Origin of the sequence: Acinetobacter brisouisimilis (assembly GCF_000368265.1) — a bacterium.
GTDB lineage: Bacteria > Pseudomonadota > Gammaproteobacteria > Pseudomonadales > Moraxellaceae > Acinetobacter.
In genome coordinates this window covers 2,150,879-2,172,301 of record NZ_KB851219.1, presented here as the reverse complement: position 1 = coordinate 2,172,301, position 21,423 = coordinate 2,150,879, and the positions used below count along the sequence as shown (strand labels likewise).

23 protein-coding genes are annotated in these 21,423 nt (G+C 41.1%); 15 read left to right on the top strand and 8 right to left on the bottom strand.

Annotated features, from left to right (window positions below; genetic code table 11):
- Nucleotides 1-30 precede the first annotated feature (30 nt).
- The 6 genes from bfr to gmk form a co-directional block, all read right to left on the bottom strand.
- Nucleotides 31-504: a heteropolymeric bacterioferritin subunit Bfr gene (bfr, locus tag F975_RS14035; protein WP_004754464.1), complete on the bottom strand. Its 474-nt coding sequence runs from the start codon at nucleotides 502-504 to the stop codon at nucleotides 31-33.
- A gap of 203 nt (nucleotides 505-707) precedes the next feature.
- Complete coding sequence (locus tag F975_RS14030) at nucleotides 708-902, bottom strand: bacterioferritin-associated ferredoxin (protein WP_034426091.1); 195 nt, start codon at nucleotides 900-902, stop codon at nucleotides 708-710.
- A 155-nt stretch (nucleotides 903-1,057) separates the two neighbouring features.
- On the bottom strand, nucleotides 1,058-1,438 hold the full coding sequence (locus F975_RS14025) for a RidA family protein (protein WP_004754460.1): 381 nt from the start codon (nucleotides 1,436-1,438) through the stop codon (nucleotides 1,058-1,060).
- Between the two features lie 74 nt (nucleotides 1,439-1,512).
- Nucleotides 1,513-3,618 carry a RelA/SpoT family protein gene (locus F975_RS14020; RefSeq protein ID WP_004754458.1) on the bottom strand — a complete coding sequence of 702 codons (2,106 nt, stop codon included), beginning with the start codon at nucleotides 3,616-3,618 and terminating at the stop codon, nucleotides 1,513-1,515.
- Between the two features lie 205 nt (nucleotides 3,619-3,823).
- Nucleotides 3,824-4,102 carry a DNA-directed RNA polymerase subunit omega gene (gene rpoZ, locus F975_RS14015; RefSeq protein ID WP_004754456.1) on the bottom strand — a complete coding sequence of 93 codons (279 nt, stop codon included), beginning with the start codon at nucleotides 4,100-4,102 and terminating at the stop codon, nucleotides 3,824-3,826.
- Between the two features lie 75 nt (nucleotides 4,103-4,177).
- On the bottom strand, nucleotides 4,178-4,798 hold the full coding sequence (gmk, locus tag F975_RS14010) for a guanylate kinase (protein ID WP_004754454.1): 621 nt from the start codon (nucleotides 4,796-4,798) through the stop codon (nucleotides 4,178-4,180).
- A 120-nt stretch (nucleotides 4,799-4,918) separates the two neighbouring features.
- On the opposite strand from gmk, the gene ispH reads away from it, so the two are divergent.
- From ispH to F975_RS13940, 14 genes are all read left to right on the top strand, one after another.
- Nucleotides 4,919-5,869, top strand: coding sequence for a 4-hydroxy-3-methylbut-2-enyl diphosphate reductase (gene ispH, locus F975_RS14005; RefSeq protein WP_004754453.1), 951 nt, complete (start codon nucleotides 4,919-4,921; stop codon nucleotides 5,867-5,869).
- A 125-nt stretch (nucleotides 5,870-5,994) separates the two neighbouring features.
- On the top strand, nucleotides 5,995-6,471 hold the full coding sequence (locus tag F975_RS14000) for a pilus assembly FimT family protein (protein WP_004754450.1): 477 nt from the start codon (nucleotides 5,995-5,997) through the stop codon (nucleotides 6,469-6,471).
- Nucleotides 6,461-6,985, top strand: coding sequence for a type IV pilus modification protein PilV (gene pilV, locus F975_RS13995; protein WP_004754448.1), 525 nt, complete (start codon nucleotides 6,461-6,463; stop codon nucleotides 6,983-6,985). The genes F975_RS14000 and pilV overlap by 11 nt, the downstream gene beginning before the upstream one ends.
- Entirely contained in the window at nucleotides 6,986-7,867 is an 882-nt protein-coding gene (locus tag F975_RS13990) for a prepilin-type N-terminal cleavage/methylation domain-containing protein (RefSeq protein WP_004754447.1), read from the top strand.
- A gap of 2 nt (nucleotides 7,868-7,869) precedes the next feature.
- Entirely contained in the window at nucleotides 7,870-8,637 is a 768-nt protein-coding gene (locus F975_RS13985; protein ID WP_004754445.1) for a hypothetical protein, read from the top strand.
- A 10-nt stretch (nucleotides 8,638-8,647) separates the two neighbouring features.
- Nucleotides 8,648-12,445: a hypothetical protein gene (locus F975_RS13980; RefSeq protein ID WP_034426088.1), complete on the top strand. Its 3,798-nt coding sequence runs from the start codon at nucleotides 8,648-8,650 to the stop codon at nucleotides 12,443-12,445.
- A gap of 11 nt (nucleotides 12,446-12,456) precedes the next feature.
- A complete protein-coding gene (locus F975_RS13975) occupies nucleotides 12,457-12,930 on the top strand; it encodes a type IV pilin protein (protein WP_004754442.1) in 474 nt (157 codons plus the stop codon).
- Nucleotides 12,930-13,367, top strand: coding sequence for a type IV pilin protein (locus F975_RS13970; RefSeq protein WP_004754440.1), 438 nt, complete (start codon nucleotides 12,930-12,932; stop codon nucleotides 13,365-13,367). The genes F975_RS13975 and F975_RS13970 overlap by 1 nt, the downstream gene beginning before the upstream one ends.
- 147 nt (nucleotides 13,368-13,514) lie before the next feature.
- Entirely contained in the window at nucleotides 13,515-13,772 is a 258-nt protein-coding gene (gene rpsP, locus F975_RS13965) for a 30S ribosomal protein S16 (RefSeq protein ID WP_004754439.1), read from the top strand.
- Nucleotides 13,773-13,791: 19 nt separating this feature from the next.
- Nucleotides 13,792-14,340, top strand: coding sequence for a ribosome maturation factor RimM (gene rimM, locus F975_RS13960; RefSeq protein WP_004754436.1), 549 nt, complete (start codon nucleotides 13,792-13,794; stop codon nucleotides 14,338-14,340).
- 46 nt (nucleotides 14,341-14,386) lie between these two features.
- Nucleotides 14,387-15,121 carry a tRNA (guanosine(37)-N1)-methyltransferase TrmD gene (gene trmD / locus F975_RS13955; protein WP_004754435.1) on the top strand — a complete coding sequence of 245 codons (735 nt, stop codon included), beginning with the start codon at nucleotides 14,387-14,389 and terminating at the stop codon, nucleotides 15,119-15,121.
- A 214-nt stretch (nucleotides 15,122-15,335) separates the two neighbouring features.
- Entirely contained in the window at nucleotides 15,336-15,704 is a 369-nt protein-coding gene (gene rplS / locus F975_RS13950) for a 50S ribosomal protein L19 (protein WP_004754432.1), read from the top strand.
- Nucleotides 15,705-15,871: 167 nt separating this feature from the next.
- Nucleotides 15,872-16,783, top strand: a complete 912-nt coding sequence (truB, locus tag F975_RS13945; RefSeq protein WP_004754429.1) for a tRNA pseudouridine(55) synthase TruB — start codon at nucleotides 15,872-15,874, stop codon at nucleotides 16,781-16,783.
- Nucleotides 16,784-16,793: 10 nt separating this feature from the next.
- Entirely contained in the window at nucleotides 16,794-17,564 is a 771-nt protein-coding gene (locus tag F975_RS13940) for a sulfite exporter TauE/SafE family protein (protein WP_004754427.1), read from the top strand.
- 92 nt (nucleotides 17,565-17,656) lie between these two features.
- Here the strand turns inward: F975_RS13940 and F975_RS13935 are convergent, their stop codons facing one another.
- Together F975_RS13935 and serA are read right to left on the bottom strand one after the other, a co-directional pair.
- Entirely contained in the window at nucleotides 17,657-18,565 is a 909-nt protein-coding gene (locus tag F975_RS13935) for an EamA family transporter (protein WP_004754425.1), read from the bottom strand.
- Between the two features lie 87 nt (nucleotides 18,566-18,652).
- Complete coding sequence (gene serA / locus F975_RS13930; protein ID WP_004754423.1) at nucleotides 18,653-19,885, bottom strand: phosphoglycerate dehydrogenase; 1,233 nt, start codon at nucleotides 19,883-19,885, stop codon at nucleotides 18,653-18,655.
- An 89-nt stretch (nucleotides 19,886-19,974) separates the two neighbouring features.
- Here serA and F975_RS13925 point away from each other — a divergent pair, with 89 nt between their 5' ends.
- Nucleotides 19,975-21,384 (top strand): FAD-binding oxidoreductase, encoded by a 1,410-nt coding sequence (locus tag F975_RS13925; protein ID WP_004754421.1) that lies wholly within the window; start codon nucleotides 19,975-19,977, stop codon nucleotides 21,382-21,384.
- Nucleotides 21,385-21,423: the final 39 nt, after the last annotated feature.

Sequence of the window (21,423 nt, the reverse complement as noted above, 5' to 3'; positions counted from 1 at the left end):
GCTGATCGGCATTTATCTTTCGGCAGGTTGTTACTCATCAGACATGTTGCTCTGAATATAGTTTTCGATACCTACACTTTCTGTGAGGTCGATCTGAGTTTCCAGCCAGTCCCAGTAATTTTCTTCATGTTCTAGAATTTCCTGAACCAGATCACGTGAGACATAGTCTTGTAGTTGTTCTGACAATGCGACTGCTTTTTGCAGTGCTTCAATATTTTCTTTAACTTTCCGCACATCGCACTGCAACACTTCTAAAGTATGCTGACCGATATATAATTTACCTAAATTTTGCAGGTTTGGCAGACCTTCAAGAAATAAAATACGTTCAATGACTTTGTCTGCATGTTTCATTTGACGGATCGATTCTTTGTACTCGGCAGAGCCAAGTTTCTCAACGCCCCAGTCGTTAAACATACGTGAATGCAGAAAATATTGATTGATCGCCGTGAGATGGTGATACAACACCTGATTTAACTGATTGATAACATCGCGATTGCCTTTCATTATTATTTCTCCGCAAATAATGCAAGCCTCAACAGGGTTAAGGCAATGATAAGTTTATCTTAGCCAAGAAGTTGTATTGCTGCGAGTAATTTATCGAACGGCAAATGAAAATCACAATCACATGGTGAAGGTGAGTTTTGACACCTAAAATAAACCCACTCTAAATCAAAAGCGGACAAGGAGACGTTGCCCCTGTAATGGGGCTATGCGGCGATAGAAATCTTTGCAGCAATGGCAGCCAATTCTTCATTAATCAGGCTACGGGCTTCAGGTGCACAACGTCCACAACAAGTGCCTAAATCGAGTAAATCACGAATTTCCCGAAAACTTTCTGCACCATTGGCAACAGCATCTTTGATATCTTGGTCGGTAATTCCACGACATAAACAAACATACATGTGCGCACCCATGAAAAGATAAATACGATTACTGATATTATTGATAATTGTTATCGTTTGTCAATGGGTTTCATCTTCATATTTACAAAACTATAATTGGCTTTTTGGATGAAAAAAACCACCTGATCGGTGGTTTTATATACATCATTTTGTACTTAAGGAATGATTACAATACCATCCATTTCAACCAAAGCCCCTTTAGGTAAGCTTGCCACGCCCAACGCTGCACGTGCAGGGTAAGGTTGTGGGAAGTATTCGCCCATAATCTGGTTGACCAATTGAAAATTAGACAAGTCTGTCAAGAAGATATTCAATTTTGCAAAATCTGCTAAAGAGCCGCCAGCAGCTTCACAAACAGCCTTGATGTTGTCAAAAACACGACGAATTTGTGCTTCAATACCATCCACCAATTCCATGCTGTATGGATCTAAACCAATTTGTCCAGAAAGATACAGTGTATTCCCAACTAAAATGGCTTGGGAGTAAGTTCCAATTGCAGCAGGTGCATTTTCAGTATGAATCACTTGGCGTGACATACATGTCTCCTTTACAAATTCAATGACCTATATCATTTATATATAGCACACAATCTATGTAGGATGCGCTTAAATTATACAACTTTATGCGTTTCGCTAATCATTACAGGCGTATCTTGGCGCAGAATTCGTGGAAAACCGAAGTGTAAACGCAGCTCACGAATCACTTGAGCAATTTCCTTACGGTTATTGACGACGACATTGACATAGGTTTTGTTGTCTTGGGAATTAATCATTTCTACCCCAAATTTAGCTTTACGACATTGATAGATCAGGTCAGAAATCTGTTCGTCATTCATACTCATATCAATGCATAAATATGCGGTAAAACTCACATCATCGACTTCGTAATCACTCCACTGTAATGGCATGATATTTTCAGGATGTAGATGCTGCTCATGTAGCAGGTTATGGCAGCGTTCACGGTGTACAATCAACCCACGGCGCGATAAATGCCCTTGAATTGGATCGCCCAAAATTGGGTTACAACAGCGCGCATACTTGACATCAATACCGTCTGTACCCTGAATCAAACGATGTGAACTTGGTTCTTCCAATTGACTGTCGATGGAAAATAAATGATTGGCAACCAGTTGTGGCAGCAGATCACCGACAGCAATTTGTTCATATAAGGTATTTTTATTGTCAACATGACGCCATTCTAAAACATTGATCCAGTCATCTTCAGATAACTCATGACTAGAACTGTTAAACAGGCGTAAAGCACGGTCAAGTGCCTGTTTACCAATAATGCGCTGTTCTTCAACATCTTGATCACGCAAGATATTTTGAATCGCACGGCGTGCTTTTTGTGTATTAATGAAACTCAGCCAGTCAGGGTTCGGGCTTGCGAGCACATCGGTTAGAATTTCTACAACCTGCCCACTCGCAAGAGGGGTAGACAGAGGTTTGGTCTCTCCATCCACTTTTGCCCCAATCGCATGGTTACCTAAAAACAGGCTGGCAGCATAGGCAAAATCGACAATGGTTGCACCTTGCGGTAGCTCATGCAGATGGCCATGTGGTGTATAAACCCAGATCTTTTCCTGATGCAAATAGTCTAGCAAATCACTAAAAGTCGTTTTGGCACATTCACCGTCAATTAAGGTATTCAGGTTTTGCATAGATGCCTGAATGGCTGAGCGGCATGCTTGAGGTGCATTTTCACCGAGAACCACACCAAAACGCGCAGCCTTGCGCATGAGCTCAGTTTGAATGGTCAGGGATAGGGTGGTTTTTTCACCCTTCAATCGCATCATCAGGGACTGGTTGCCACCTGGTAATGGTCGACGGATATGGTCGTTAAATTGTAGAACCTGAAAGTTTTCCCGTAACACATCGACAAGACGGTCACAGTCGGCAATGCTGGTTAGAATAATTTCGAAGGTATGACTACGGGTAAGTTCTTGTAGATTAATGTCATTTTTAAGGAAGTGGCGAATCAGCTCAATATTATTATTTTTCTTTTTAATGCGACCTGTAATCTGATGTCGCTGTAGTAACTGTGTAAGATTTTTTTCCCAGATTTGTTGATATTCACAGCGTTTCGGTCGAGTCTGTTGGAGTGCCTGCTGAATTTTGTTGAATACGTCAAGGTCAAGATTTTGATAACACAGATATTCGAGATTATCACCCATTTCATTCATCCCTACGATACGTGCCATAGGCACAAAAATATCAAAGGTTTCTTGGGCAATGCGGGCGCGTTTATCAGGGCGTAACGCATCAAGCGTGGTCATGTTGTGATAGCGGTCTGCCAGTTTGATGATAATTACGCGTGGGTCTTGCAAGGTCGCTTGTAGAATTTTACGAAAAGAGGCTGCTTTATTGACCTGTTTGTCACTAGAGTGGGTCAGTTTGGTGACACCATCGACCAGTTCGGCAACGACTTTACCAAACTTGCTCGCAATCTCTTCTTTACTAAATTCGGTATCTTCAATTACATCATGCAGCAACGCTGCCATCAGCGTTTGGGAATCAAGTCGCATGTGCGCCAGTATGCTAGATACGGCAATTGGGTGCAGCACATAAGGTTCGCCGCTTTTACGTGTGATCCCGCTGTGAGCAAGGTCGGCAAAATCACAGGCAGCAAGCACCAGTTCGACATCTTTTTCTGACAGATATTCGTCAATAATCAGTTTCAGTTGTTGCTTGGCTTGGCTGACTTCTTCGCCTGGCATAAACCACCCTTAATTCAATGCTAAATCACAAATGGAAACGTTAGCCCTTTAATGAAAAACATTCTGTGGGTCTTGTCAATTTTTCTCACTGAAAAAACCAAAAATATTTCAATAAAGTTGATTATTTCACTCAATATTGCATCATAACAGTGCAAACAAAAAAGCCTAGTTGAACCAACTAGGCTTTTTTGCAAAAAACTTGGACTTAGAAAGTAAAGCCTTCTAGGTTTAAGTTATTTGCAGAAAGAGCAAGATCAAGGCTTGATACTTGGTAGTCTTGCTCACGTTGTTTCAAAATGTCTTTGCTTATATGGCCGGCTGCAATTTCACGTAGAGCCACAACAGTTGGCTTGTCATTGTCCCACTCTACAGTTGGTTCAATGCCTTGACGTGATAATTGGCGCGCACGTTTACTTGCCACAAGGACCAATTCAAAACGGTTATCTACATGGTCTAAACAATCTTCAACAGTTACGCGTGCCATAACAAATCTCTTGCTGAGTTAAATTTAACTAGACTGTGCAGTATAAGATGCTTTGCACATAGACTCAAGTTTTAATCAATTCTCTGGGTGCAACAATTTTTCAATCAGTTGCTGATGACGCCGAGCTTGCTGTAGCATAGTCAGGCGGTTAGCGTTGATTACGGATTCTAAATCATGTAGGGCTTTATTAAAGTCATCATTAATAATCACATAATCAAAATTGACGTATTGCTGCATGTCGGTAATTGCACAACTTAAACGATGTTCAATGACTTCTACCGCATCTGTACCACGGTTTGACAGGCGTTGGCGTAAATCAAACTGACTTGGCGGTAAAATAAAAATCTGTTTAGATTCAGGGAATAATTTACGAACTTGCTCTGCACCTTGCCAGTCAATTTCGAGTAGAACGTCATGTCCTTTTTCAAGCTGTTGCTTGACGGTTGTTTGTGACGTTCCATAGTAATTACCAAATACTTCCGCATATTCGATAAAACCACCTTCTTTCACTTGCGCTAAAAAGTGATCTTTACTGGTGAAGTGATAATGCACGCCATCGAGTTCACCGGGACGCTGCCCACGAGTAGTATGAGAAACAGAAACATGTAGATTGGTTACACGTTCAAGCAGGGCTTTGACCAGAGATGTTTTGCCAGTTCCTGACGCTGCAGAAACGACAAACAATAGACCCGACATGATATTTTTTCCTGATATGATAAAATATCTTCTCTATATTAGAGTAGAGCGCGGCTAAACTGAATAGTTTGGTCGATAAATTCAAAAAATACAGTCATTGCCTGTCAGATTGAGGAAGTTATGGAAATTGTATTGGCGAACCCACGAGGCTTTTGTGCAGGTGTTGACCGTGCGATTGCAATTGTCAATCGGGCACTTGAATGTTTCCAGCCACCAATTTATGTACGTCATGAAGTCGTACACAATAAATTTGTCGTAGATGACCTGCGTCAGCGTGGCGCGATCTTTGTCGATGAACTTGATGAAGTTCCAGACGATAATATTGTCATTTTTAGTGCGCATGGGGTGTCCAAAGCAGTACAGCAGGAAGCCGCGCGCCGTGGCTTAAAAGTCTTTGATGCTACTTGTCCACTCGTAACGAAAGTACATATTGAAGTCACCAAATATGCGCGGGAAGGCGTAGAAGCGATTCTGATTGGACATCATGGTCACCCTGAAGTTGAGGGAACGATGGGGCAATACGATAAAAATAGCGGTGGTGAAATTTATCTGGTTGAAAACGAGCAAGATGTTGCTGAATTACAAGTGAAACATCCTGAAAGAGTCGCTTTTGTCACTCAAACTACACTGTCGATTGATGATACTGCGAAAGTGATTGATGCCTTGCGTCAAAAATATCCTCATATTCAGGGCCCTCGTAAAGATGATATTTGCTATGCAACCCAAAACCGTCAGGATGCGGTGCGTGATTTAGCTGAAAAGTGTGATGTCGTCTTGGTGGTGGGTTCTCCCAACTCATCCAATTCTAATCGTTTGCGTGAACTTGCGGAGCGCATGGGAAAAACTTCGTATTTGGTTGACAATGCTGAACAGTTGCAACAAGACTGGTTCCAATCAACCACTAAGGTCGGTGTAACCGCAGGTGCATCAGCTCCAGAAATTTTAATTAAGCAAGTGATTCAGCGGTTGCAGGACTGGGGCGCAGAGTCTCCTGAAGAACTTGATGGGCGTGAAGAAAATGTAACATTTAGCCTACCTAAAGAATTAAGGATCCATGTGATACAGGCATAACCGCAAAGAAAATTCAGGCAGATAACATTTTATCTGCTTTTATAGACCTTTTATCTTGATTGTATTTTTTTTGTAATAAAAATAGTTATGATTTTAAATGGGAAAATGCTGTGCAGGCTAATAATATGATGCGTTCAGTTCGAGGTTTTACTCTGATTGAGCTTATGGTCACGATTGGGGTTATAGCGATTATTGCAGTCATTGCAGTGCCCTCATTTAACAATGTGTTGCTCAAACAGAATTTGAATGCAAGCACGCGTAGTTTAGTGATTACTTTAGGAAAAGCGCGATCTAAGGCTGCTTTGCAACGTAGTGCTGTCACTGTCGTTTTAAATTCATCTGCTGCAGATACTGACAGTACGCTCAACTGGGCAGCTTCAGGAAAATCGGCACTGATTTCAACAACAACAACAATCGTTTTTCGTGCAGATGGCATGGTTCAAGACCCAACGACAACAACAGCACCATTAAGTGCAGATATGACATTGGTCTTATGTGATCAAGCACAAGCACAAGCACAGTACTCAAAAAGAATAATCCTTTCCCGAATGGGAGTTGTACAACAAGGCGATCTTGTTACGGGGAGTTGCAATGCGAGTTAAATATCAGCAGGGGGTCGGGTTGCTTGAAGTTCTAGTAGCGTTACTGCTTTTGGCAATCGCAGTTTTAGGCTTTGTCGCTTTACAATTACGCGCTGTAGAGGCGACTTCTGAAGGGTTTAATCGAATTCAGGCAATAAATATTGCACGGGACTTGTCTGAAAAAATACGGATTAATAATTCTGCTATAACGCAATATCAAACTCAATTAGCCAGTCAAACCAATCAGGCTGCTTCTGGTAGTAATTGTTATAGTGGTTTTTGTACGCCAACAGCAAAAGCAGCATTTGATGTTCATGAAGCTTATGTACAGGCAACCAATGCAGGTATGACTTTGAATATGATCACTTGTCCTGGTACAGCAAATGGTCGTCAGTGCATTTATATCGCATGGAATAAAACTGACCCTGTAGATACAACTGCGACAACAACAGGGCATATCGCATGTACCAATAGTACAAGTTCAGGTTTTTCTTATAATGATACTTCAACCTGTATTGTGATGGAGGCATATTAAATGCAATATTCACAACGAGGGTTTACGCTTATTGAACTCATGGTATCACTGGCTTTGGGTTTAATTATTGTTGCGGCAGCAACCATGCTCTTTATTGCAGGGCAAAAAAGTTTTGCCTTACAACAAGGCGCATCTGATATTCAAGATAATGCTAATTTTGCCTTAAACTACATTACAAAAGATATTCGGATGGCAAATTTAAATGCTGTAACAGCAACCATGACAGCAGGCTCTGCAAATGGTGGCATTGTTTTTGGTACGACAAACTTGGCAGGAGTAGCATCTTCTACTGTCAGTCAAAGTGCGGTTAGCAATACATCGAATGTGAATGTCGGTAGTGATCAACTGGTTATTCAATATTTACCGACACAAGCCCAAATTGACAGTGGTTTATTTGATTGTGAAGGAACACAAGTGACAGATGCTTCTGTTTATGTAGTTGAACGTTATTTTGTGCGTCAGGATGCTAATATCAATAGCAATGAAACATCTGCAACAGCATTAGCGTTAGCTTGCGCTGCTGGGCGTTCAAATAATGTGAATGCCTTTAATAATGATAATGGTCAAATCGTTATGAAGCGTGTGGATTATTTTCATGTCTTGCTGACCGTTCAAAATAGCTCGGGTAATTTTCAAGACATGACGATTGCGCAATACACAACCAATGCACCAACTGCTCGGATTGTGGGGGTCAAGTTGGGCATTTTGGCACGTTCTAATCAGTCTGTAGGTGCAGATTCAAATATTAACTTGGCTAAATCGTTTACTCTTTTAGATCAGTCAGTGACTTTAAATAGCACGATTAAAAATGCACAAATCAAAAATTTACGTCAGATAATTACACAAACTGTTGCAATTCGTAATGCTTTAGGAGGGCGTTAATCATGATGAATCGGCGTTCTCAACAAGGAGCTACACTTATTGTGGTATTGGTGATATTACTTTTGATCATGATTATTGGGACATTGGCGATTCGACAAAGTTTGGTATCTTTAAATATTGCAACCAATAGTCAGGCTCAACAACTACTGACAGAAAATTCTGATGCTGCAGTTTTTAAGGTAGAGGATTTAAATAGCTTAAATCGACAACTTGCTGCAGATGGAATGTTCGGTTATATCAATACAGATAGTAATAAAGGTAAAGAACTGGTTTTTTGTTATCGTGGAACCCAAAGTAACTTTTTTACGCTTACAAATGCGAGCATTATGCAATGGCAAGATGGAGCGACAGCTCCTGATGGTACTTCAATCGGGGCACAAGGCTATTGTTCATCTTCATCTTCTGACAATTATTATACTAGTGGTCGTCGAGCTGTAATTACACAAATATCGATTCAGTTTGTCAATAATTCAGCTTCAACCCCTTTTTCTGGTAGTCTTGCGGGCACAGATGTTGATGTTGCTAAAGTAATTCAGCCTGAAAAAGCAATCGTGCATGCAATTTCATTAATGCCAACGCTCTCATCAGCCTCTACATCAGATATTGATAACTGTTTATCAACAAAAATGAGTAATCCTGTCGTGCCTAGCGGAGTGACGCCGTCGGCAAATGCCAATCAAAGTATTTCTCAGTGTCTTGCAGCGTTAAATGTTCCATTTACAACGCATGTATCTGAATATAATTTAACCCAAACACTTTCAAGTTCATAAGGTGGTAATTATGAAAAAACTAAAAAAATTATCAGATTATTATTGTCACCTTAGGAAATTCATGGTCTCTGGGGGAGCAGCATTACTCTCTCTATTTATGTGTTTTTCTAGCCCAGCAGTTTATGCGAGTGACATTAGTATTTATCAGGCAGCAAAGTACGGTACGATTACGCTAATGCTAATGCTAGATACCTCGGGGAGTATGGGGGATAGTAGTATTGCGACAGACTATGGCTTATCATCACGTTGTACAATATCTAGTGATACAGCTAGTGGTGGTTATAGTCGTGATTATTGTTCAGTCAGTGCAAGTAGTGCTAGTACAACTGTAAAAAATCAATGTACCTTAAATGGCTCCTCTTATCGATGCTATACTCGCGTTGATCGCTTAAAAGATGGTGTTTTTGATTTATTAAATGGGAATACATCAAAATCGATTACAGCACTTTCTGATGATAAAGTGATTGGACTCTCTACATTTTCTTATAATGGAGATGGTAATGCAGGGTATATAGTTGTGCCTGCTAGACGTTTAGATGCAACTGTAAATGGTATTACCCAAAGGCAAACATTACTCAATGCTGTATCAAATTTGACAGCGAATGGTGGTACCCCAACAGCTCATGCTTATGCTGATGTTGGTGCTTATATGATGGGTACAAATACTTTGCCAACATATACAGCAACAAATTTACCTATATATTTTAGTTATGTAAGTAGCAATAAAACATATTACCAATCATGTAAAACATATAATAGTAGCTACAATGGCTGTAGTTCTTGGAATTCGGCAACGCAGACTTCCCCATTAGGTAATGGTGGTTATACCTCAACAGCAGCTTGTAAAGTAGGCAGTAATAGTGGCACTTGTTATAATTTTACAGGTACGTTGTTAGGTTCAAATAGCTATAGTGGTTTTCCTTATTCATCTGTTGCTTGGAATAGTAATCAGACTGCGTACACAGCTCCAGATTCAATCACGAGCCAATTAACTAGTACAAGTACTACACAGTGTAGTGGGCAAGGGATTTATATCTTAACGGATGGTGAGCCAAATAACTCAGGTACAAGTATAGCGCAACCATTGATGCAAAATGCTTTGGGTGGAAGTACGAGTTATGGTAGTGCTTTAACTTGTTCAGGCTCATTAGGTGGTACTTATTTTCAAGGAGGAACTTCTAATGCAGGATGGGCATGTATTGCAGATTTTTCTCAATTACTCTTGAATCGAAATATTGATGGTTCCTCTTCAACAGTTCAAAAGAACCCTTTAGGCTTATCTATTAAAACTGCTGTTGTGGGTTTTGGTGCTGAATTTAATGGAATTCCTTCATATAGCACAGCATTAAGTCAACAAACCAATATTAGTAATATTGATAATGCAACTATCACTAGTAGTTATGTAGCTGATGTTAAAAATGCTGCAAGATGGGGTGTTTATGGTCAAGGTGGATGGTATTTAGGTGCTAATTCATCGGATGTTGTTAATAGTGTAAACAGTTTTATTAATACATTATCAACCGATATTCCACCTGTAACGACAGGCTCAGCAACTATTCCAACCGATAAATTAAACCCGACTGCTGTACAAAATTATGCTTATTTTTCGCAGTTTCAACCTACACCAGACAAAACTTATCAGCTTTGGCAGGGTAACTTAAAAAAATACAATGTATTGAATGGTTATATTACTGATGCAAGTGGCAATAGTGTAGTTGATTCTACGGGTAAGATTGTTACCAATACGGATTTATGGACAAACAGTACTTCAACTTCAAAAGCGTATGGAGGGGTGAAAGGAGTTTTACCTTTAGGTGCAAACTCATCGAATACAGCAAACCGTACGCTCTTGATTGATCGTGATAGCAGTGGAAATACGACTGGAACAACATTAAATCAAATAGATGTGAGTTATTTGAATACTACAACAGATTCTGCTCGTGGCTATTTACTTACATTGTTAGGTTTTGCTATAGATCCAAACAATTTGCCAGCAAGTACGAGTGCCTTAATTTCATCTGGTGAGTTACGCCAGATTGGCGCAGTCATGCATTCAGCCCCTATACTGTTAACTAGTAGCGGTACAATTACAACCAATACCGATGGTTCTATTGGTACAAGTAATCGTAGTGATTATGCTCTTTTTGGAAGTACACAAGGGTTATTGCATGTTGTAGATGCGATAACAGGTACAGAAAAGTTTGCTTTTGTTCCAAATGAAATGGTCACCAAACAAAAAAATGCATTTTTACAATATCAGTCAACCAGTGGTGGTACTGCAGCGCTTTATTATGGTGTTGATGCGCCATGGGAAGTATATTCAGAATATGTACCAAATGCAGATGGTAGTCTTACAGTTGGCACTGGCATGGGTGGTGCAACTGGCAAACAGATGGCATATGGTGGATTGCGGATGGGTGGGCGTAGCTACTATGCTTTGAATTTGCAGAATATTTCGAGCCCATCAATTGCTTTTCATATTGATCCAGGGACGAGTACTACGAGTAAAGTTTGGTATAACGGTAGTTCAACGACTTACAAAGAATTGGCTTTTATGGGGCAAAGTTGGTCAAAACCAAGTATTGGTTGGGTGCGATGGAATGGTTCCAAGCGCCTAGTCATGTTTGTGGGCGGTGGTTATGATGCTGGGGGTACAAATGGTGATGGTACCTTTGCTACAGATGGTAGCCGAACTGGTTATGCTGGTTATGAAGGAACAACCTATTCACAGACCAACAAAATTGGAGCAGGCATGTATATGTTTGACGCCTTAACAGGTCAGCTTTTATGGTGGACTGGGGCGAATGCAACTGCTAGCAATACAACCGCAGGTGTTCAATATACGACTGCAGCAAATATGCAATATAGTGTGGTGAGTCAAATTAAAACTGTAGATCGTAATTCAGATGGTTTGATCGATCATTTATACTTCGGTGATTTAGGTGGTCAAGTATGGCGTGTTGATTTAAATAATAATGCACCTGCAGTGAGTGCTTTTGCGAAAACACCAGTTCGCTTGCTCAATTTAAATAATGGACAATATAGTCCTCGTTTCTATGAGACGCCTGGATTTTCGACTTATAATTCTAGTGGAACTATCTTTGGTGTAGTATCTATTGGTAGTGGTAATCTTAGTTCGCCTTTATTTGATACCGCATCTTCTTCAAACTCGAATTATAATAACGACGCTATTTATAATATATATGACAAGGATGTAGCACGTTCAGATTTATATAATTACACGACAACTACATCTGGTGGAACAACAAGTTACAGTTATTCAAGCTCTATGAATACTCATGACTTAACACTTGCAACTTCTACAGCCTCACCGACAACATCTCAATTGTTACCTCTAACCGATACAACGCGTGCATCGAATGCGACTATTGTTGCACCTTATTCAACGACTGGGGGGTGGTATTACGCTTTTGCATCATCAATGATTCAAGATGAAAAAGTTTTAAGCGCACCTTTAGTTATTAATAACGATATGTATGTCACTACTTTTGATGGTAGTAAAGATGGGTTATCAGGTACTTGTGGTGCAGGTGTAAAAGGTAATAGTTTCGTTACACAGTTCTGTATGCCGTACGGTCAGTGTTCTTCAAGTGTTTATACATCATCATCTTTTATTAACCATACTAATATTGGTGCAGGTATTGTTGCGCCAAGTGTAGGTAGTACTAATAGTACGGGTTCAACACGTACATTAGTTACAGCTAGTGGAAACTTGTCATCTAATCGTAAAATATATTCAACGAGTTTGTCTTTGATTCCACAGCGTTGGTATGAAGCCAGTCAATAAAGGAGTTGACTATGCAAAATGCTCCTTTATTTTTCAAAGATAGAGGGTTTACTCTCATTGAAATGATGGTTGCAGTGGTGATAGTCGCTATTTTAGTGGCTATTGCAATACCTAGTTATCAAGAATATGCACGGCGTTCACGTGCAGCTCAAGCGCAGCAGGAAATGCAGCGCTTAGCTATATTACTTGATCGTTGGAAAGCACGTAATTTTAATTACAAAGGATTTTCGACTACAACAACAACTGTTGCAACTACAACAAGTTATCCCTATACCATTACGATTGTAGATCCTGATGCGAGCAATGTTACTTTAACCAATAACTCGGCAGTGGGTCGCAATTGGGCTATTCAGGCAACCACAACAGATCAGAAAAATTATAATTTTTTACTGACTAGTACAGGGATACGCTGTAAGAATAAAACGTTGTCGAATGTTTCTTATACAAGTTGTGGAACTACGGTACAAGGTTCAGAGAATTGGTAATGAAAACAAAAAATTTAGGTTTTACTCTGATTGAACTGATGATTACAGTGACAGTTATTGGAATTTTAGCGGCAATTGCATATCCTAGTTATACTCAATATAAAATTCGAACCAATCGTGCTGATGTGGAAACAGAGTTGATGCGAGTAGCGGGAAGTTTACAAAGTTATAAACTCGCCAACAATAACTATGCGAGTGCAACTTTAACAGGTGTTGGAGGAACAGCGAGTTATCCAAGTACAGGAACTGCTTATTATACGGTGATGTTAACTTTGGATGCAGACAATCAAGGATATACTTTAACAGCTACTCCTATCAGTTCAACCCAACAAAATGGTAATGGAGTTGTCTGCTTAAACCAAGATGGACAAAAGTACTGGTCACAAGGGGCATCAAGTTGCAGTTTAAGTAGTTCTTCAACCTGGGACAGTAACTAAAAATAAATTCAAAACGGTGGATAACTTACGATTTGATCTTTCCTTTGGGGTGAATATCACGTAAAATACCGCCCTCTATGAAAGGGGTTTGAAGTGTTGCCGATGGTCGGCGCAGGGATAATCCGTAAGAATTATAAGGCTTTTATCATGGTAGTTATTCGTTTAGCGCGCGGTGGTGCAAAAAAACGTCCATTTTATCAAATCGTTGTGACTGATAGCCGCAATGCACGTGATGGTCGTTTCATCGAACGTATCGGTTTCTTTAACCCAACTGCTCAAGGTCAAGCGGAAAAACTTCGTTTAGATACAGACCGTTTTGCACATTGGGTTGCTCAAGGCGCTCAAGCTTCTGAACGTGTTGCTTCTTTAGCTGCTCAAGCTAAAAAAGCTGCAGTTGCTGCATAATTTTTGTAGTAGGTAGCCCATGACACCAACACAGAATGTACCCGAAGATCGTATTCAGATTGGACAGTTACGTTCAGCTTATGGATTGAATGGGTGGCTCTGGGTCTATTCCAATACAGAACCCATGAGCAATATCTTTGACTACCTGCCTTGGTACATTGAAACCAAAGCAGGTTGGCAAACAGTCGATGTAAAACGCTGGAAACCACATGGTAAAGGCTTGGTTGTTGCGCTTAAAAGTGTGAATGATCGCACTGCAGCCGATAGCTTGGTTGGCGCTAATATCTGGATTTCAAAATCGCAATTACCTCAACCAGGTGTGGATGAGTATTACTGGTCAGATTTGAAAGGCTTAACTGTGTTAGGTCTGGACGATAATGAGCAGGAAGTCAATCTCGGTCAAATCCACGAGCTGTTTGAAACAGGTGCTAACGATGTCATGGTGGTTCGTGCCACAGCTGACAGTGTTGATGCCGAAGAGCGAATGATTCCATGGCATAAAGATGTGGTGCAGCGAGTTGATCTTGAAGCTGGTCGAATTTACGTGAATTGGGGCGTAGATTACTAATCCTTTTTGCGAAGGACGAACGCAGCAGGAAATAGGGGAATCTGTAGTGTTTTTTGCAGTGATTACGCTTTTTCCTGAAATGTTTGAAGCGATTACAGCCTACGGGATTAGCGGACGTGCAGCAAAGCGCGATATTGTACAAGTCACTTGTATTAATCCGCGTGATTTTGCTGAGGGCAACTACAAACGAGTGGATGAACGTCCATTTGGTGGTGGTCCAGGTATGGTGATGATGGCTGAGCCGTTGGCAAAAGCAATCTCTCATGCCAAACAGCTTGCAGAGCAGGCAGGAGCAGTTCATGTTCCTGTGGTGTATATGTCACCACAAGGTAAAACCTTAAATGAGCAGGCAGTACAGCAGTTTGTTGAATATGACGGATTGATTGTACTGTGTGGACGTTATGAAGGGGTTGATGAGCGTTTACTCCAAAAGTATGTCGATCAAGAATGGTCGATTGGAGATTACGTTTTATCGGGTGGTGAACTCCCTGCGATGGTTTTGTTAGACAGCATTATTCGTCGTTTGCCGAATACGATGTCAGATGAGCAATCTGCAATACAAGATTCTTTTGTGGACGGCCTGTTAGACTGCCCACAATACACCAAGCCAGATCATTTTGAAGGATTGGACGTCCCAGAAGTCTTAAAATCTGGGCATCATGCCAATATTGAAAAATGGCGGTTTTTGCAACGCTATCAACGCACACTTGAACGTCGTCCCGAGTTGGTCGAGCAGGTAGAGTTGACCAAGCAGCAAAAAAAATGGCTAAAAGATGAATGAGGAAATAGCAGTGATTAATCATCACTGTCCTTGTACAAGAAGAAGCAATGCTTCGAATTGGGATTTAAACTTATGTTTAAGTCTTCTTGAATAGGCTCTTTATGCATTGAAGTGGTCAAACATAAAGAGAAAGATAATCGGGTCTATGCGATTTAGCCTCTATACCCAGTGGATATCAGACCTCTTCTGATCCACGCATAATTGGAGATACCCCATGAGCGGTAAGCATCCTTTAGTTCAAGCTGTTGAAAATGCACAGCTAAAATCTGACATCCCTGCTTTTGCACCAGGTGACACTGTTATTGTCCAAGTAAAAGTAAAAGAAGGTGATCGTGAACGTCTTCAGGCTTTTGAAGGTGTTGTCATTGCTAAGAAAAACCGTGGTTTGAACTCTGCATTCACAGTACGTAAAATTTCTAGCGGTATTGGTGTTGAGCGTGTTTTCCAAACTCACTCTCCAATCGTTGCTAAAATCGAAGTGAAACGTCGTGGTGACGTTCGTCGTGCTAAACTTTACTATCTTCGTGACTTGTCTGGTAAAGCTGCACGTATTCGTGAAAAATTGCCAGCTCGTAAAGCTTAATTCGCTTTATTTGAGTCAAAAAAATGCGCCGAATCTGGCGCATTTTTTATGCCTGTGATCATTCTAAGCGATAAAAATTCGACTGTTGAGAATAAGTACACAATCCTGCTGAAGATTGGTTAGGCTTTTGTTAAGATGGCGTGTCATTTTTTTTGATTACTTCATGTATGTCTGTTGCTAAGCCTAAAATTCAGCGTCGCCCAATTAGCGGTGTTTTTTTACTGAATAAACCACTGGATATTAGTTCTAATGCTGCATTACAAAAGGTGCGCTGGCTATATCGAGCAGAAAAAGCAGGACATACAGGTGCACTTGATCCCTTAGCAACAGGCTTATTGCCAATTTGCTTGGGCGAAGCCACCAAGTTTTCGCACTATTTACTCGAATCGGTAAAACGCTATCAAACCACCGTGAAGCTTGGGCAAACTACCACTACAGGTGATGTGGAAGGTGAGATTTTACAGCAACGTCCTGTACCTGAACTGACTCCAGAAAAAATTGAACAGGTACTTGAGCAGTTTCGTGGTGATATTCAGCAAGTCCCACCGATGTATTCAGCATTAAAAAAACACGGCAAACCGTTATATGAGTTGGCACGCCAAGGAATCGTGATTGAGCGTGAAGCACGTCCGATTACGATTTATCAACTACAATTAATTGAATTTACTCAAAATAGTTTAACTTTAGATGTGATTTGTTCTAAAGGCACATACATTCGTGTATTGGGGGAAGATATTGGTGAAGCACTGGGCTGTGGGGGGCATTTAAGTGCATTGCATCGAACGGCAACAGGTCATTTTGATTTAATTCCAAGCTATACCTTGCCCTATTTGGAAAGCTTAACTGAGGCTGAGCGCGAGGCATTGTTATTGCCTGCGTATGCACCTGTTGAGCATTTGCCACAGGTTCAAGTTCCTGAGGGGCGTAGCAAGTATTTCTGTAATGGTTTGGAAAGTAACATTGATCATGCTGCCGCAGAGCAAGTTTTGGTATTTGATGGCGAACGCTGTTTAGGTTTGGCACAAATTACTGATAAAAAGCGCTTAGTTCCTAAGCGAGTCCTTCATTTAGAAAAGTGATGATTACTGCATGGATACAATAACGATCTTAAGTCTGCTTGGGTTTGCATTTACCGCAGGAGCCATCGATGCTGCTGTGGGTGGTGGCGGACTCATTCAGATTCCAGGACTGATGAGCACTTTCCCATCAATGTCAACTGCTACGGTAATCGGAACCAATAAGGTTTCTTCTATTTTTGGTACAGCATCGGCAGCCTATACGTTTGCACGTAAGGTCAAGTTGCAATGGAAATTACTGTTGGTGATTGCGATTTGTGCCTTGATCAGCTCTTTTGCTGGTGCAGCATGTTTATCTCTAATTCCCCAATCCGTTTTGCGTCCTTTTGTGTTGGTGATGCTGATCATCATTGCCATTTACACGTTTATGAAAAAAAGTTTTGGGCAAGTGGCAGTCGATTTGCACATTACCCCAAAATTGCTGGTGTTGGCTGCTATTGGTAGTTTGGCAATTGGTTTTTATGATGGGGTTTTTGGCCCAGGAACGGGAAGCTTTTTTATTTTCTTCTTTATCCGTTTTTTGGGTGTGGATTTTCTACATGCCTCAGCCTTGTCGAAAATTGGCAACTTTATGACTAACCTTGCTGCATTAAGCTTTTTGATTCCAACTGGGCATGCAATTTTACATGTCGGTTTAATGATGGCGGCTGCCAATGTTGTGGGTTCTGTGGTTGGTGTGCGAGCTGCCATGAAGTATGGTAGTGGCTTTGTACGTAAGATTTTCTTGGTACTGGTAACGATTTTGATTTGTCGAATTAGTTATCAGACTTTTATATCGAGCTAACTTTACGTATTTTGCTTTGGATCGTTGTCTAAAGATGCTCTAAATATAAATATATTGCAGGTTTTGAAAGAGTGGCAGAGATGCCACTTTTTTTATGCTTGGTTTTGCTTGAGAGAATTGAGTTGTTGCTCTATCTTCTGTTTGCCGAGTTGAGTGGTACATGTACAGCCAATTGAGGCAATCATAATGGTGGCAAGCGCGAACCATTGTGTACAAAGTAAATGTTCTGATAAAAACAGCACACCTGATAGCGCTGCAAAAGCGGGTTCCAAACTGGTCAGCGTACCAAATAGCAATGGACTTAAATGGCGCAATGCCACCATTTCTAAAGAAAAAGGCAAAGCGCTGGCGAGGAAAGCCAAGCAAATAAAATACAGTAGATAAGGCAGCTCTAATACCTTGATTGGTGTTCCAATCCATAGTGCTATCGGGAGCAACACACAAGAGCCGATCAACATGCCTAAACACACGGTATGATTGCCTGAAATGCCCGAAGGGCGATAGCCTGTTAAAATATAAACCGCCCAACAGGCACCTGCACCAATCGCCAGAAAAATTCCAACAGGGTCGAGTGCTTGCTGCGTTTGATTCCATGGAAATAACAATAACAAACCTACAATCGCCAAGCCCACCCAGATCAAGTCATAACGATGTTTGGCATGCAGTAATGCGACACTCAAAGGCCCAATAAACTCAAACGATACGGCTATACCCAATGGTAGGCGACTTAAAGATAAGTAAAATAAGGCATTCATGCCTGCAAGTGCCAAACCATAACCGAGAATGGATGCCCAGTGAATCTGTTGCCATGCCACACGCCAAATTTGAAAAAATACAGCCAGAAGGGCAAAACCTAAAAATAGCCTTAAGGCGGAAATACTGAGCACAGGAAATGAGGCAAATAAAATTTTGGCGAGAGAGGCGCTGGCTTGTACACTGACAATCGCAATCATGAGTAGGGCAATTGACTGGACAGTATGATTATTTCTGAAAAAGCCCATGTTGAAATTATTGATCAAATGGTAAAAATATAGCGATAAAAAAGCCACAACACAAGGTTGTGGCTTTTAAAGACGGTCGGTCTAGGCTTAGAACAATACGCGAACGCGGATTGTGCCTTCAACGTGGTTCAACATCTCAAGTGCTTCGTGAGATGCAGATGCGTCAACGTCCATTACCAAGTAACCAACATCACCTTTGGTCATTAAAGACTGACCAGAGATGTTAATGCCTTGTTCGGCAAACAAGTTGTTGATTTTTGACAATACACCTGGAATGTTTTTGTGGATGTGTAGTAAACGGTGTTTACCTTCCATCAATGGTAATGCGATTTCTGGGAAGTTCACCGCAGAAAGTGTCATACCTTTGTCAGAGTAAGCTACAAATTTCTCAGCAACTTCTAAACCGATGTTCGCTTGCGCTTCCATGGTTGAACCACCAACGTGAGGTGTTAAGATCACGTTGTCTAAACCACGAAGTGGAGAAACGAATTCTTCACCATTGGCTTTAGGTTCTTTCGGGAATACGTCAACCGCAGCACCAGCAAGGTGACCCGATTTGATCGCATCTGCCAAATCTTCAATGATTACACATGTACCACGTGCAGCATTTAAGAAGATCGCACCTTCTTTCATTTTGCTGAATTGTGCTTTACCGAAGAAGTTACGTGTCGATGGAACGTCTGGTACATGTAATGTTACAACGTCAGCAGTTTCAAGCAATTCATCTAAAGAACCGACTTGGCGCGCATTACCCATTGGTAATTTAGTCACTGCATCATAATAAATCACGTGCATACCCAAGCTTTCTGCAAGTACAGAAAGTTGCGAGCCAATTGAACCGTAACCAACAATACCTAAAGTTTTTCCGCGAGTTTCAAAAGAACCTGCTGCAGATTTGTTCCAGCCACCACGGTGACAGCTTGCTGATTTTTCTGGCACGCCACGAAGTAACAGGATAGTTTCTGCAAGAACAAGTTCCGCAACTGAACGGGTATTTGAATATGGTGCGTTAAATACTGGAATACCACGAAGCATTGCTGCTTTAAGATCAACTTGGTTTGTTCCAATACAGAAGCAACCGACTGCGATGAGTTTGTTTGCAGCAGCAAACACTTCTTCAGTCAATTGTGTACGAGAACGAATACCAATAAAGTGCGCATCTTGAACAGCTTCTTTCAAAGCTTCGCCTTCAAGCGCAGTTTTACGATAGTCGATGTTGGTATAACCCGCAGCATTTAAAGTGTCGATGGCATTTTGGTGCACACCTTCTAACAATAAGAAACGAATTTTATCTTTAGGTAGTGATAGATGTTGGCTCATTACCGCTCCGCTACATAAGGCCAAATTTGGTCGCAATATGATAACATAGTGAGCAACAACTTGTTTATTTCTTGCTAGGCGTGTACACGATGAATGCTTCTGTCACTTTATCACCTGAATTACTGAATCAACTGACGGCAATTGTAGGTGAAAATCGCATCAAAACTGATGCCGATAGCTTAGGAAATTGGGGGAAAGACCATACTAAGCACTTTGACCCAAACCCTTCGGTGATTGTATTCCCATCGAGTACTGAACAAGTCCAAGCGATTGTTCAGCTTGCCAACCAGTACAATGTTGCCGTAACACCATCGGGCGGCCGTACGGGCTTGTCTGCGGGTGCTGTTGCAGCCAATGGTGAAATCGTGGTGAGCATGGACAAGATGAACCAGATTCTGGAATTCTTCCCAGCAGATCGTATGGTGCGCGTTCAGGCAGGCGTAGTGACAGAGCAACTGCAAAACTATGCAGAAGAACAAGGCATGTATTACCCAGTCGATTTTGCATCGTCAGGTTCAAGTCAGATTGGTGGTAACATTGGTACCAATGCTGGCGGTATCAAAGTGATCAAATACGGTATGACCCGTAACTGGGTGTTGGGTCTCACTGTCGTGACAGGAAAAGGCGATGTATTGCACCTGAACAAAGGCATGGTTAAAAATGCAACAGGTTATGCATTGCAACACTTGTTTATTGGCAGTGAAGGCACATTGGGTTTAATCACTGAAGCTGAAATCAAGCTTGAGCGCCAACCGCAAGACTTGCAAGTGATGGTGCTAGGTGTACCAGATTTTGATGCAATCATGCCATTGTTACATGCTTTCCAAAGCAAGATTGACCTGACTGCATTTGAGTTCTTTGGTGAACTTGCAATGCAAAAAGTTCTTGATCATGGTCATGTACAACGTCCATTTGAAACGCCATGCCCGTTCTATGTGTTGCTTGAGTTTGAAGCACCATACGAGCCAATCATGGAAAAAGCCATGGAAATTTTTGAGCACTGTATGGAACAAGGTTGGGTGCTTGACGGTGTGATGAGCCAAAGCCTTGAACAAGTCCAAAATTTATGGCGTTTACGTGAAGATATTTCAGAGTCGATTGCGCCGTTTATCCCGTACAAAAATGACATTTCAGTGCTAATCACTCATGTGCCTGCATTTATTAAAGAAATCGATGCGATTGTGACTGAAAACTACCCAGACTTTGAAATCTGCTGGTTTGGTCATATTGGTGACGGTAACTTGCACTTGAACATTTTAAAACCTGCTGATTTGACGAAAGATGAATTCTTTGCCAAATGTCAGGTGGTGAATAAGTATGTATTTGAAACTGTGAAAAAATACAACGGTTCAATTTCGGCTGAACATGGCGTGGGGATGACCAAAAAACCATATTTGGAATACAGCCGCTCTGCAGAAGAAATTGAATATATGAAAGCCTTGAAGAAAGTATTTGACCCGAATGGTTTAATGAACCCAGGGAAATTATTCGATCTTTAAGACTTGATTGAATAGAAAAATTTCTGCTAAAAGCGTATC

Excerpts from the sequence above, each read along its gene's own strand:
- F975_RS13925 (WP_004754421.1), top strand. The coding sequence starts at position 19,975 with ATGAATGCTTCTGTCACTTTATCACCTGAATTACTGAATCAACTGACG.
- F975_RS13935 (WP_004754425.1), bottom strand. The coding sequence starts at position 18,565 with ATGGGCTTTTTCAGAAATAATCATACTGTCCAGTCAATTGCCCTACTC.
- bfr (WP_004754464.1), bottom strand. The coding sequence starts at position 504 with ATGAAAGGCAATCGCGATGTTATCAATCAGTTAAATCAGGTGTTGTAT.
- F975_RS13970 (WP_004754440.1), top strand. The coding sequence starts at position 12,930 with ATGAAAACAAAAAATTTAGGTTTTACTCTGATTGAACTGATGATTACA.
- serA (WP_004754423.1), bottom strand. The coding sequence starts at position 19,885 with ATGAGCCAACATCTATCACTACCTAAAGATAAAATTCGTTTCTTATTG.
- F975_RS14025 (WP_004754460.1), bottom strand. The coding sequence starts at position 1,438 with ATGTCACGCCAAGTGATTCATACTGAAAATGCACCTGCTGCAATTGGA.
- gmk (WP_004754454.1), bottom strand. The coding sequence starts at position 4,798 with ATGTCGGGTCTATTGTTTGTCGTTTCTGCAGCGTCAGGAACTGGCAAA.
- F975_RS14020 (WP_004754458.1), bottom strand. The coding sequence starts at position 3,618 with ATGCCAGGCGAAGAAGTCAGCCAAGCCAAGCAACAACTGAAACTGATT.
- F975_RS13985 (WP_004754445.1), top strand. The coding sequence starts at position 7,870 with ATGATGAATCGGCGTTCTCAACAAGGAGCTACACTTATTGTGGTATTG.
- rpsP (WP_004754439.1), top strand. The coding sequence starts at position 13,515 with ATGGTAGTTATTCGTTTAGCGCGCGGTGGTGCAAAAAAACGTCCATTT.
- F975_RS14000 (WP_004754450.1), top strand. The coding sequence starts at position 5,995 with ATGATGCGTTCAGTTCGAGGTTTTACTCTGATTGAGCTTATGGTCACG.
- F975_RS13990 (WP_004754447.1), top strand. The coding sequence starts at position 6,986 with ATGCAATATTCACAACGAGGGTTTACGCTTATTGAACTCATGGTATCA.
- pilV (WP_004754448.1), top strand. The coding sequence starts at position 6,461 with ATGCGAGTTAAATATCAGCAGGGGGTCGGGTTGCTTGAAGTTCTAGTA.
- F975_RS13975 (WP_004754442.1), top strand. The coding sequence starts at position 12,457 with ATGCAAAATGCTCCTTTATTTTTCAAAGATAGAGGGTTTACTCTCATT.
- rimM (WP_004754436.1), top strand. The coding sequence starts at position 13,792 with ATGACACCAACACAGAATGTACCCGAAGATCGTATTCAGATTGGACAG.
- F975_RS13980 (WP_034426088.1), top strand. The coding sequence starts at position 8,648 with ATGAAAAAACTAAAAAAATTATCAGATTATTATTGTCACCTTAGGAAA.
- truB (WP_004754429.1), top strand. The coding sequence starts at position 15,872 with ATGTCTGTTGCTAAGCCTAAAATTCAGCGTCGCCCAATTAGCGGTGTT.
- F975_RS14030 (WP_034426091.1), bottom strand. The coding sequence starts at position 902 with ATGTATGTTTGTTTATGTCGTGGAATTACCGACCAAGATATCAAAGAT.
- ispH (WP_004754453.1), top strand. The coding sequence starts at position 4,919 with ATGGAAATTGTATTGGCGAACCCACGAGGCTTTTGTGCAGGTGTTGAC.
- rplS (WP_004754432.1), top strand. The coding sequence starts at position 15,336 with ATGAGCGGTAAGCATCCTTTAGTTCAAGCTGTTGAAAATGCACAGCTA.
- rpoZ (WP_004754456.1), bottom strand. The coding sequence starts at position 4,102 with ATGGCACGCGTAACTGTTGAAGATTGTTTAGACCATGTAGATAACCGT.
- F975_RS13940 (WP_004754427.1), top strand. The coding sequence starts at position 16,794 with ATGGATACAATAACGATCTTAAGTCTGCTTGGGTTTGCATTTACCGCA.